The following is a 12,967-nucleotide window of genomic DNA, read 5'->3' on the forward strand; positions in this document are numbered from 1 at the left end:
GTCCTGCCCCCCTTAATCCTTCAGCCCCGACGAGGACATCGTCTGAATGATGTTGCTTTGCGTTACGATAAATACGGTGATCGGCACAAGCATCATCAGCAGCGTGACGGCCGCGACCGGCCCCGTCCTGGCGATGCCGCCGCTCGCGATCTGTCCGAATACCGCGTCGACCGTACGAAGCTGCTCGCTGTAAATGTATTTGTGGCTCGTGACCGAGCCGTTCGTCCACAGGTTCTGGAGCGAGAAAATAATGAGCGTCAGCCATGCGGGTTTAACGATGGGCATGACGATGGTCCAGAAAATCCGGTATTCGCTCGCTCCGTCTATTTTCGCCGCCTCGATCAGCGCGTCCGGAATCTGCTCCATAAATTGCTTCATTAAATACAGTCCGAGCGTCATGCCGAAGACGGGAATCAGAATCGCCCAATACGAGTTGATCATGCCGAGCCACGAAATTGTCATATAGTTCGGCACCTGCGTAATGTACGGGGTGAACATAAGCGACAGCACGACGATATTGAACAGCAGACCGCGCAGCGGGAACTTGACCTTGGCCAGCGGATAAGCCGCCGCCGAGGCGATGATAACATGTCCGACCGTTCCGACGATTGCGATAAAAAACGTGTTGAACACATATCGGGAGAACGGCACCCATGAATCCGAGAAAATGCCGAGCAAATCCTTGAAGTTCTGCACTGTCGGATTCCGAACGATAAACCGGGGCGGGAACGCGAATATTTCGTCCAGCGGCATGAACGCCCTGTTCACCGTGTAGACGAGCGGGGCCGACATGAAGACGGCCACTCCCGCCAGCAGCAGGAACAGCAAAATATCGACGGACCAGGAACGGTTAAGGCGTCTGCGCAAAAGCTGCTTCACTCTGATCACCGTTCTACTCACCCACTTTTTTGAGCAATTTCTGCGTCAGCAAATTCGTGCCCAGCATAATCGCGAACAGAATGGTCGCAATCGCCGAGGCGTAGCCCATCTGAAAACGGATCGTGCCATAGTCGACCAGATGCGTGACGATCGTATGCGCCGCGTAATCGACGCTCGGGAACCCGATCATATAGATGGAAATCTCCGCGACCGAGAACGCGGTCGTAATCTGAATGACGGCTCCGAACATCAGCTGCGGCCGCATCGTCGGCAGCGTAATAAACCACAGCTCCTGCCAGCGGTTGCGGACGCCGTCGAGCGCGCCGGCTTCGTACAGCGTGCGGTCGACGTTCTGCAGCCCGGCGATAAACGCCAGGAACGACGTGCCGAGACTAAGCCACAGCTGCACCAGAATTAAAATGCCGAGCATATAGCGCGGGTCCTGCAGCCATTGGATCGGCTCCATAATGAGGCCCCAGCGCATCAAAAAAGAGTTCATATAGCCGTACGAATCGCTGGAGAACAGCGTCTGCCAGATCAGATACGTGTTGCCGGCTATCGACGGCGCATACAGAATCAGCGTGAGCAGCGCGCGTAATTTGGGCGGCAGCTCGTTGATCAGCCAGGCGAACAGGAAGCAGGCGACGTAGCTGATCGGCCCGGTGATAAAGGCGAACAGAAAAGTGTTTTTGAGCGCGATCAGAAAGACGTCGTCCTGAACGAACAGTCTGGCGTAATTGTCCCAGCCGACCCAGCGCGGCGGCTCCAGCATGTTGAAATAGGTGAAGCTAAGCGCCAGCGACATCAGGACGGGAACGACGGTGAACGTAAAGAAAATCAGGAAATAGGGCGCCATCAGGACAAAGGCCTGCCGATTCTTGCGAACTTCCGCCGCCGTATTGATTAGCTTTTTGCGAATGATCGGATAGATGGGTCAACCCTCATTTCTCCTAGGGAAGATTAAATTCTTTCCGCCTGGCGGCAATTTCTTCATTCATATAACGGACGTAATAGGCCATCGTCTCGCGCGGGTCTTCGCCTTGGACGACAACTCGGCGGAAAGCGTTGTCAATGTGCCTGCCGGTCAAGTAACCGCCCGGAACCTCGGGAACGCCGCGCACCCAGCGCATCTGCTCCATCAGCTTCGCCAGATCGGCGGTTGGCCACGGCAGCTTCGTCAACGCCGCGACGTTCGCCGTCGGGTAGCGGGCCGAAGCTCCGAGACGCACTTCCATCTCGCGCCCGAAGGCGAGCTGGGTTTCTTCGCTTGTCCACCACTTCAGAAACTGCCACGCCGCGTCCTTGTCGTCGGTGTGCTGGAACATGACGGCCGCGGAGCCGCCCCCTCCGACATCCCGGCGAATCGTGCCGTCCGCCGTCGCCGTGCCGGGCACGGGAACGAAATCCCACAGCCCTTTGATCTCCGGCGCGAATACGACCAGCTTGTTGTACATCGTGTAATCGATAATCCCGATCGGCATCTCCCCGGTGCGGAAGCGGTTCGCGAAGTCGACCTGGATCGGCAGCTTGTAGTTGACGTACAGATCGGTCCACTTCTTGAACTGCCCGATGGCGACCTCCTCATCCAGGCCGCTGGCCGTGTCGCCGTTCTTATAAAACTGCCCGTCGTGCTGGTACAACAGCATCGCGAACGTCGGGCTCGGAGGCAGCGTAATGATGTCCGTCGTCACCAGGTCGTTGCCCTGCGCGTTCAGCCCTTTCTGCGGCAGTCCGAATTGCAGGTTGCGCTTCTGCAGCTCCGGCACGAGGGCGTACACGTCCTCCCACGTCTGCGGCACCTTCAGCTTCAGTTCGTCTTCGATAATATCTTTGCGATAGAACATGACCGGAAAGTTGAGCTGCTCCGGCAGCCCGTAGTAGCCGTCAGTATAAGCGAACGGCACCATCGCGCTATCCTCGAACCGCGTCCGCACCTCGTCGAAATCGGGGAATACGGACAAATCCTGCAACGCGTTGCGCGTCGCGAAGTTGACCGGCACCTCGTTGCCGACCTGCAGCGCAACGTCGGGCCCTTCCCCGGATACGGTCGACGGCAGCAAAATGTCCGCCGATACGAGCTTCAAATTGACCGAAATGCCCGTCTGTCTCGTGAACGAGTCGTCGATCAGCCGCTTCACGATCTGCGCCTGGTCTCGCGCCGACGTGATCCATACCGACACTGAACGCCCGGTTCCTTCCTCGCCTCCGAAATCGTCATAGTTTTCGTAGAACGACGCCGCGAACGAAGCGGTCTCCGCGCGCACCTTCTCCCATCTCGTCGCGTCCGGGTCCGGCAGCTTCGCGCCGGGCGTCGAGACGAGCAAATAGTCGACCGCCAGCGGCTGCTCGGTCATCATTAACAGCCATGCGCCGAGCGCGCCTACGTTGTTTTTGAACGAATCGAGCCGGCTCGGAACGGTGTCGGGCCGTTCCGCCATGTCCTTCAGTTGGTAGGCCAGCGTATTTAGCAAGGCCGAGCGGTCGTTGCTGCCGCCGTCCGGACCTTCGATAATCGCCGCGATCGTCTGCAGGCGATCGCTGTGCTCGCGAAATACGCCCGCCATCTCGGGAATGCGCTTCTCCAGCGCGTAATCGCGGAATGCATCCGGCACGACGCCGGTGTAGCTAATGATTTTGCGATAAATCGAGTTTAGCTCCAGAATGCTGTTTTCCGCCGTGCGCACGACGGGCGCGATCTCGCCAAGCGTCACTTCAAGGCGCACCGAATGACGGCCTTTCTTCAGGTAGAACAGATAAGGGTCGTCTTCGCCGCGTCCCAGCACTTTCGTCTGCCAAGCGCTGTCGAAGGCGAAACCGATTCGTTTCGCCTCGCGGAACGGGATTTCGTCGTCGATGTACAGCGTCCGCAGCGACGACATGCCGGTCAAATAGTTTTGCCGGTTTTTGAACGCGATCTGATAGAGCCCGTCCTCTGGCGTCTCGAATTCCCATTCGATCCACTGTCCGGGCATGCGCCATGCCCAGCCGCCGGCCGCGTTGATACGCAGCTTGGACGCATGGTACGGCTCGACGGCCGGACTGGAGCGGTCGTTGTACGGCGCCAGCATCGAGTCCGATTTATAGACCGCCGCTTCGCCCTGCACGGTGATCAGCACCCCTTCGGCGTTGCGGTAGCCCTGTTCCTTATATCGATTCGCCAGCTCATCGTAAGACGGCGCAATATCCGGATTCGTCAGCTTCAGCTCGGCGATGACAAGCGGCTCTTTAATGGAAGAGAGCGTTAGCTCGTGCTTGCCTGCGGAAAAATAAAATAAGTAAGGCTCCTCGTAATAGCCCGTCGCATCCTTTAACCAAGCTTCGCGCCACATCGGCGCTTCCGCCTGCTTCGGCGTCAGGTCGTTGCCCCTGCCGTCGCGTTCGAGCTTGCTGCTCTCATCCTTCCATACGCGGTTGAAAATGAGGCTTTTCGCTTCTCTGAACGGAGCTTCCCCGTCGATCGTCAGCTCCCGCTCGATATCGGAATCTTTGCCTTTAACCGTGTAATACTTGAGACCGATCTGATATAAGCCGGGCTGCCCGACGTCGACCTCCCACGTCATCGAGCCCTCGTCTCCGGTTTGCGCCAATTGGCCGCTCACGCCCTCGAACTCGTCCAACACTTTGGCGGTCATTCCTTCCGTCCGGCTGAAGCTGCCTCCGGAGATACGGATGTCCGCGCTCGGTCGGTCGGCGTCGGCGTGCTTGGTCAAATACTCGTCATATCCGCCTTGCTTAAAGGAGACGTAGCTTCCGAGGCCCGAGACGTCGAACGGGCGATCCTCCGCGGCCGCACGGCCGCGGGATCCGTCCGAGATTAGAACGACGAGCAAGACGGCCGCAGCCGCGGCAAGGGCCGAATACGTTATCCATTTTCGTTGTGCTCTCCGCATAGTTCCCCTCACAAGACGTACCCCTACTCGTCATGGCCGGTAATCACCAATCCCGAAATAGGGGTACCCGTTCAGAATAAAAGCCGGAATTGCCGATTTTACTGGTTACTCGCCCAGCATCTTCTGAATGTTGGCGTCGAATTGATTTTTCACTTTTTCCGCGGCTGTAGCCGGAGCTACCTTACCCTCGGTAATGTCCTTAACAACCTGGTCGACCAGTTGGTCGCCTTCCGGAACGGCGATAAAGCTGCCGCTGTAATCGATTTTGTCGTACATCTGCACGCGCGTCTCGTACGCTTCCGGCGGCCAGGAGTTTTTCCAGCTCTCCATCGCCAGCTCTTTGTTTTTGCCGTGCAGGCTGATTTCGTCCATGATCTTGACCGCGATCTCCGGATGCTTGGAATACTTCGACAGCATATACATGTTGCCGTACGGCGTAAAGGCGGTGTAGTCGGTCGCGTTCGGCGCTTTCGGGAAGAAGACGTACCCGAGCTCGACGCCCGGCATATTGTCCTTCAGCCCGGAATACTCCCAGTTAAAGCCGCCGTACATGACGCTTCTGCCGGCGATAAACGCTTTGTCGTTGCCTTCCTCCGGCGCCGGCTGCACGATCGACTTGTCGACGTTGTACATGTCGTACATGAGCTGCAAGCCTTGAATGGAGTTGGCGCTGTCCATCGAGAACTTCATGTTTCCGCTTTCATCTTTGTCAAACGCGCCCTTATTGCCGTACACGAACTGCTCAAGGCTCGTTTTCATGTCGCCGATGAAACCGAACACGTCGGTTTTGCCGTCGCCGCTCGTATCCTGCGTCGACTTCTTCGCCAGCTCGCGGAATTTGTCCCATGTCCAAGAGCCGCTTTGCTGCAGTTGGAACGGATCCTCCAGCCCCATCTCCTGAACGAGCTTCTTATTGTAGAAAATGCCGTAAGGAGACGGCGGGGAATCGATAAAGCCGTACTGCTTGCCGTCGAACTTGCCTCCGTTGGTCATCCAGGAAATATATTTCGTATCGCTCAAATCGAGATAATCGTCCAACGGAGCGATAAACCCTTTGTTCACCAGCTGCGGGAACGACCAGAACAGCTCCAGCACGACGATGTCGGCGAACGGCTCTCCGGCGAGCGACGTTGTCGTGAAGTTCTCTACGTATTTGCCGTAGTCGCCGAACTTGACGTATTCGATCTTGCCGTTGTATTTCTTCTCGGCCGCTTCGATTAACGCGATCACCTCGTCGTCCGCGGGCGTGCGATCGGCTTCCGCGATGCTCCGCGGATCGGCGCCGTCCCACCATAGTCCGATTTTGACGGTTGCGCCTTGCAGGTCCAGAGCCGGCTCGGCGGATTCGGACGGAGACGCGGACGGCGTTTCCGATGCCGACGGGCTCGGGCTTGCGGATGGAGACGGCGATGCGCTTGGCGACGATTCCGAATTGGATTTGGAGCCTCCGCATCCGGCCAACGAAACGGCTAGCAGCGCCGCCACCGCGGCGACCATAAATTTGCGTGGATTGTAGAACTGCATGTAGATGAGTCCTCCCCTTGAATCTCAAAGTTAATGAACAGCAAATTCGCAACTGCTTCTGGCTTAACTGCCGATTGCTTCGCGCAACCTCCCCTCGTCCGATTACACCCTCAAAACGATTTGGTATACCCAAATTCTTCACTTTCATGCCCACACCTAGATGATTACGTTTTCATTTTATATTCTGAAGAAGTTTTTGTAAATAGTGATTATATCTTTTTATTTAAAAACCGCCAAAACCGCCAATTTACATGTATTTTATCTACAATTCATCAATATGGTATATCTTATTTGCAGGGAAATGGCCATTTTTCTCGCATGACTATACCTTTTTTATATGTAAGTAAATACGCCCTTGGCGTCCCCAGGACAGAGGATTGCATTCGAAAGGCGATCTGATCGTTCCTGCGATAGGAGCATTTGCCACATGCCAGCTTTAGATGGAATTTCGTACAAAACTTCACCCTCTACCTCTAATTGAGATCAGATTGTACTACTTATCGTACAAAATCTACCAACCAGCCTTTCTAACGTCCAATTTTGTACGATAAATCTGATAAAATGGAAAAAGAACGCATCAACCAACAAAACCGCAGAGTTTGACTCAAGTTCTGATCATTGCAAAAAAAGCCGTCTCCCGATCACTACTCGGGAAACGGCCCATTAAAAATAGAGGTTATGCTAATCTGCCAGCCCTAAGCGTTCAAGCTGTTCGGACGGCGCATGGAGCCGGGTTAATGTCTCTTTGAGAGCCTGCCGTATTTTCGCGAGCTGCCCCCGTTCACGATCGGCCAGGTTGACGAGCTCGCCAGGGTCGTCGGCCTTGTCGCTCAGCCAGGTAGGCGTCGGCCAAGAAGCGCAGTCGAACACCTCTCTCCGTCCGTCCCGATAAGGACCGAGGTCGTAGGGAATGAACTTGGCCAAGCAGGTTCCGTACCAATTCAGCGGCTGATTGTCCGCGACCGGAGATTGATGCAACGCCCAGCGGCCGTCGGTAATCGTGACGCTCTTGCCGAACATCCCGCTGATCGCGTATTCGCGGAATCGGGCATGCTCGTTCTCCAGCACCGGTGTGAGATCGAGCCCGTGACGGTCGTCCGGACAGCGTTTGCCCGCTGCGCGCAGAACGGTCGGATAAATGTCGACGAGCTGGGCCAACTGCTGTCTTCGGGTCCCCTGTCCGCCATGCGGATAGGCGACGATAAACGGGATATGCGAGACGGCGTCGTATTGATGCGTCTGCAGCTTGCCCGTACGGCCAAGGTCGCCGTTGTACGTACCGTGGTCTGTCGTAAAAATGAGCATCGTGTTGCGCCACAGATCGAGCTCGTCCATTTTGTCGAGCAGCTTGCCTAGCCATTTGTCGACGAGTACGACGTTGGCCGCGTAGCAAGCCTGCACATGCTTGAGCTGGTCCTCGGTCATATGCTTGCGCCACTCGTCGTAAGGCGCCTGCGGGATAAAGCGTTCGACGTCGTAGCCCCGCGGATCGAACATTTTGACGTATTCCTCCGGAGGATCCCAAGGCTCGTGCGGATCGAAGCAGTCCAGATGCAGGTAGAAATTGTCGTGCGTATGGTTCGCTTCCAGCCACTCCGCCGCCTTGGTGAAAATTTGGGCGGCGAAATAATCGGCCTCCGATTTGCGCGTCAGATGAACGTTGCGGAAATGCCGCTCCAGCTTCGTGCCCCGTTCCGAGTCCGGACAAGGAAACTCCACCGGGTCCGTTCTCCAGGCGTCCGCCTCGTGCCCGCGCACGAATTCGAAGCCTGTATAGCCCATATGATAGTTGCCGGCTCCCTGCTCCCACATATGAAAATGATCGGTAATAAAGTAGCTGACGGGATTGCCCTCTCTCAGCTGTTCGGTCAACGAACGGTTCGGCGGACCGGAGATTTGCCGGGGCAGGTCGAGGTCGTCCTCCTCTAGCGGGCCCCAGCCGCGCTCCAGAAATTCGTACCTTCCCGTATAGATATCCCGGCGCGCCGGCATGCATGGCGTCGAACCGCAGTAAGCGTGGTCGAACACGATTCCCTTCTCGGCAAGGCGGTCCATATTCGGCGTCGGGACGACCCACGGCTGCTGCGCGTCTCCCGTAACCCGGTCAAGCGGACGCCCGTGATGATAAGGACCGCAATGATCCCGTCTTAACGTATCGCATACGATAACAATGCTGTTCATGAACGTTCACCTCGGATTTGCAATCATTCGTTGTCGCTCAGTTCGACGATCGTGTGGATATGAACCTTAGGAACGGTAAACCGGATGCCTCGCTCCGTCGCCACTGTCTCCAGCTTTAGTCCGTCCGGACGCGTCGTTGCCGAACGGATGAGCGGATCGTTGATGCGCACTTCAATGTCATGCACCGGCGTAATGCTCTCGATCGGGTCGTAGAACGAGCTGCTCTTCTCGCCCGCATGGATGTTCTGGAAATTGATCAGGTGCAAAAACTTCTTGCCGTCCTTCTCCATCAGGTTTGCTTCGACGTGCACCGGGGCGTCGGTTTCGAACGTTTTGCCCGTATCGTACTGGTCCAGCAAATTCGTCACGATCCGCCTTACCCAGAAGTGATTGCTGTTCCAGTACGTGCGGAACACCGGGGCCGCGATATAGAGCGCCGTGCCTTGGCCGTACCGGTTAGCGCTGATCGCGGGAAAATCGCTGACCAGCCCGGCCGGCGGCATCGGATGGCGGAAGGCGCGATTGACCGCCGGCACCGTGAGCGGCCATTGGATCAGGCTGAGCGTCTCGGCCGTCGTCGGGACGGTTTTGATAAATTCTCCTTCTACCAATTGAGGAATGCGAGCAACGCCCTTCCATAGCTCCTCGCGTTCCGTCAAATAAGCGAACGAATAAGGCGTGCGCTCCAAATAATCCAGGCCGAGTACGTCGGCCAGCGCGAAGTTTTTCGCTTCCCTGGAGTATGTCGCCGATCCTTCGGCCAGCAGCAAGCCGCCGCCTTGCACGAATGCTCTCAGCCGTTCGGCCGACTCCGGCGACAGCTTGACGTTCTCCGGCAGCACGACCGCTCGATAGCCCGTCAAATCCGGAAAATCGTTATTATAGTAGAGATCGAATTGATGATGGCCCTCGATCAGCATTTTCGCCGAGCCGAACGTCGCCGCATCGTCCTTGTCGTGATACCAGTTGTTCGTGTTGTCGGCGATTACGGCGATGCCGCGAACGCTCTTCGCGCCGATGCAGAACGCCTCCCGCTCCTCCACGAAGGAGAACGCTTCGCCGATGATGTCGTACACGCCGCTCTGCAGCGTGCCGTTGGGCAGCACCTGGTCGCCGATGTTGATGATGCCGCCGTTGGCCATAATGCAGGCGAACTCGAACTTGAGCTGCTCGGCCGTCTTGCAGGACATAAGCCCCCAGCCTTCCGTGAAGCGGACCGTCATGATCTGAACCGGTACGTCCAGCGTGCGAATGTGGCGGGCGCGGATCGAGTGGCCGAGGAACGAGCCGGTCGCGGATGGCTGCGACTCCCACAAGCCGTAGTCGCTCGTCGCGTTAACCGATGCAGGCTCGCCCATTCGCCAAGCTCCGTTGCAATTGACGAGTACCTCCGGACGAATTTTCCGAATCACGTCGTAAATTTCCTTCATGCAGCGGGCGGCGGTATCGATGCCGAAGCCGACGACCAGCTCGCGGTTCGTCTTCAGCAGCTCCGGCGTCAGCTCCTGCCCGTGTTCCTCGTAAAATTTCTTTTTGCAATAATTGCAGAAGCAATAGTGGTTATGAAGATAAGGGATATCGAACAGATAGCCGTCCATCTCGTATTTCTCGGTAATTTCCTTCACCTGGGGAATGACAAGCTCTTCCCGGTAGGGGCTGTTGAGGCACGGCAGCTCCCATACGGTGCCTTCGCTGCCCCGGACCTTGCCGAATTCGTCGACTTGATACCAGTCGGGGTTGTTCAGCACCGCATGCGCGTCGGTCCCGAGCGAATAGTAGGCGATTACTTTGATATCGTGCTTCTTCGCCTCCGCGAGCACCTCGCCGAAGAAATCCTCCTTCAGCCCGCTGTGTCTGTGTCCGACCGCATTGTCATAAAACGCGTTGCCGAAATGGCATTTCGTAAATACGCCGATGACGTTTGCCTTGGCCCGGACAAACTCGGAGACAAACTCTTGCGCGTTGAAATTATGGATCGCGTCGCGCGGAAATTCCGGCATGTGAAAATCGATATGAACCTGTCTGATATTTTCGCGAAACCATTGATCGTTCTTTTTCATGAATTGCGCTCCTCCTGTTGCCGTATGGAAAAATCCCCGCATATGGGAAGGAGGAACCGCCCTTGCGGGCGCTCCTCCTGTCGATCACCCGGCCTTCCCTCGGCGCGAAGCCTATTGCTGCTTCGTTCCGTAGCCGTTTTCCTTGGTCCAGTCGTTCGTTTTCAGCACCAGGCCCATATCCGCTTTCAACGTTTTCTGCAGCTCGGTTCTGTACTTCTCTTCCGTTATCGTGCCTTCCAAATACAGCTGGCCGATCTTCACCAGATCCTCGTTCAACTTCTTGTCGATATGCGCAGCGTAGAAATTGACGAGAATCCGTTCGCCGACAAACTGGAAGCCGCTCAGGTTGGACGGCAAGTCGACTCCGGCCAGCGTTGTCGCGACGTACATCTTGTTGCCCATAATCGTGGCGACCTCCGGCGAAGACAGGTACATGAAGAAGTCTACTGCCGCCGCCAGCTTGTCCCCCGTCACCTTCTTCGGAATTGCGAAGACCAGATCAGGGTAGCCGCCGAGCTCGTAGTTTTTCTCAGCCGCGTTCGGGTTTTGCTCCTTGGTCAGGTAAGGCAGTGCAAAAGTTCCGTATTCGAATTTGCGAGCCTTGGAATCCTGGATCGTCTTCAGTTCGAAGTTGCCGGCCATGACCATCGCCGCGTCGCCGCGCAGGAACATTTCCTTGGCCGCGTCGCCGTTCATCGCGTTGTAGCCCTTCGCCCAATATTGCGACCAATCCTTGATGATCGGCATATAGCCCGTCCAATCCGGCGACTCCAGATCGACCGCGCCTTCGTCGACGGAAGCGGCGATCTCGTTGAGCTCAAGCTGACGGTTGCCGTTGAAGTCGAAGCTTCTGACCTTCTCGGCCGCAAGCTGGTTGGTCATCATATTGACGGCCCACAGGTAATGGTTGTCGCCCGGCTTGGAGTTCGCGAAAGCGAACGGCGTTACGCCGGCTTCCTTGAGCTTCGCCTGCACGTCGAGGAATTCCGTCCACGTCTTCGGAATCGACAGATTGTGCTGCTTGAACAGGTCCTGATTGTAGAACACCCGAATGGACAGCGTTTGCAGCGTAATGCCGGCGAGGCTGCCGGAGGTCGGGTTTTTCATTTCGTTCAGAATCGAAGGATTAAACGTATCCTTCCACACCTTGTTGCCCGCGTACGGGTTCGGCTTGTCATACTCTGCCGTCAGATCGACGAGCAGATCCTTGTTCAAGTCCTCGTGCGTCCATGTATAACGGCTGGGAATGATGTCGGGCGACGTGCCGCCGATCAGTCCCGTCGTCAGCCAGGTCCGGAACGCGTCTCCGTCGTTAGGCGCATAATCGAGCTTGATGCTGACGTTGTCGTGCTTGCTCGTATAGCCGTCGACGATTTCCTGCCACACCTGCTTTGTCTCTTCGTCCTTCGGCGTCTCTACCGCAAACGTCAGGCTAACGGATTTGGCCCCCGGCTCGCCGGACGCGCCCTGGCTTTCCTTGGAATTCGAATTTCCCGACGTGCAGCCGCTAAGCAGCGCAACCCCCATGCTTAAAATAAGACCTGCGGATAATAAAGCCTTTTTGTTCTTCAACACGCGAACCACCTCTTTGTCTTTGTTTTTCTATCCTAACCCTTTACGGCCCCGGAGGTCACTCCGGAGATGAAAGGTTTGGTAGCGACGATGAACAGCAGCAGCAGCGGGATCGAGGAAATGATGTAGCCCGCGAGCTTGACGCCGACGCCCTGGTCCATGTTCCCCGTAATCGTGCTGAGCGCAAGGATGACCGGCTTGACGGCGTCGCCGTTGGTAGCGACGAGCGGCCAGATGTAGTTGTTCCAGCCGGCGAGAAAGTTGATGATCGCGACGGTGGCGATAATCGGCAGCGACAGCGGAATAACGATCCGGAGAAAAATTTGCCGTTCTCCGGCGCCCTCCATGTCTGCCGCTTCGAGCAGACTTTTGGGCAGCCCCTCGAAAAAGGTTTTCATCAGAAACGTCGCCATCGCCGCGCCGAAAGCCATCGGAGGGAAAATCTGCCCCTGATACGTATTTAACATGTCCAGTTTCTGAACGAGCAGAAACTGAGGGATAAGAATCAAGTAACCGGGAATCATCATAAGCGACAGGATCAGCACAAAAAAGAGCTGCTTCCCCGGATAGTCGAACCGGACGAACGAATAGGCGGCCAGCGAGGAGATGATAACGACTCCGACGACGATGGCCGAGGAGATCAGCACCGTATTGCCGATAAATGGCGCGATCTGCTTAAAGGCGACCGAGTAATTGTCCAGGTGCAGCGGGAACGCCAGCCCCCAGAAGTTGTGGATCGCCTGCTCCGTATATTTCAACGAGCTGACGAGCAGCATGTAGAACGGGAACAGCGTCAGCGCAAGCAGAAGGGCCAAAGTTCCGAAATGCGGAACGGCTATCAGCTTCTTGTTCATCTCATTT

The 12,967-nt window shown here is 56.4% G+C and carries 8 protein-coding genes; all 8 read right to left on the bottom strand.

From position 1 onward, the window contains the following. Positions 1-12: 12 nt before the first annotated feature. The 8 genes from DFP98_RS03900 to DFP98_RS03935 all read right to left on the bottom strand — a co-directional run bounded on the left by DFP98_RS03900 (position 13) and on the right by DFP98_RS03935 (position 12,960). Positions 13-885, bottom strand: a complete 873-nt coding sequence (locus tag DFP98_RS03900; protein WP_116059299.1) for a carbohydrate ABC transporter permease — start codon at positions 883-885, stop codon at positions 13-15. A gap of 7 nt (positions 886-892) precedes the next feature. Further along, a complete protein-coding gene (locus DFP98_RS03905; protein ID WP_371822889.1) occupies positions 893-1,798 on the bottom strand; it encodes a carbohydrate ABC transporter permease in 906 nt (301 codons plus the stop codon). A 31-nt stretch (positions 1,799-1,829) separates the two neighbouring features. Continuing rightward, complete coding sequence (locus tag DFP98_RS03910) at positions 1,830-4,769, bottom strand: extracellular solute-binding protein (protein ID WP_116059240.1); 2,940 nt, start codon at positions 4,767-4,769, stop codon at positions 1,830-1,832. Positions 4,770-4,874: 105 nt separating this feature from the next. Continuing rightward, complete coding sequence (locus DFP98_RS03915; RefSeq protein ID WP_116059241.1) at positions 4,875-6,293, bottom strand: ABC transporter substrate-binding protein; 1,419 nt, start codon at positions 6,291-6,293, stop codon at positions 4,875-4,877. Positions 6,294-6,974: 681 nt separating this feature from the next. Then, complete coding sequence (locus DFP98_RS03920; protein ID WP_116059242.1) at positions 6,975-8,474, bottom strand: sulfatase family protein; 1,500 nt, start codon at positions 8,472-8,474, stop codon at positions 6,975-6,977. A gap of 23 nt (positions 8,475-8,497) precedes the next feature. Further along, entirely contained in the window at positions 8,498-10,534 is a 2,037-nt protein-coding gene (locus DFP98_RS03925; protein WP_181917472.1) for an alpha-L-fucosidase, read from the bottom strand. Between the two features lie 111 nt (positions 10,535-10,645). Further along, complete coding sequence (locus DFP98_RS03930) at positions 10,646-12,109, bottom strand: ABC transporter substrate-binding protein (RefSeq protein WP_116059244.1); 1,464 nt, start codon at positions 12,107-12,109, stop codon at positions 10,646-10,648. Positions 12,110-12,141: 32 nt separating this feature from the next. Continuing rightward, positions 12,142-12,960: a carbohydrate ABC transporter permease gene (locus DFP98_RS03935; RefSeq protein WP_116059245.1), complete on the bottom strand. Its 819-nt coding sequence runs from the start codon at positions 12,958-12,960 to the stop codon at positions 12,142-12,144. Positions 12,961-12,967: the final 7 nt, after the last annotated feature.

The sequence above is a fragment of the Cohnella phaseoli genome (assembly GCF_003386235.1).
Taxonomy (GTDB): domain Bacteria; phylum Bacillota; class Bacilli; order Paenibacillales; family Paenibacillaceae; genus Cohnella; species Cohnella phaseoli.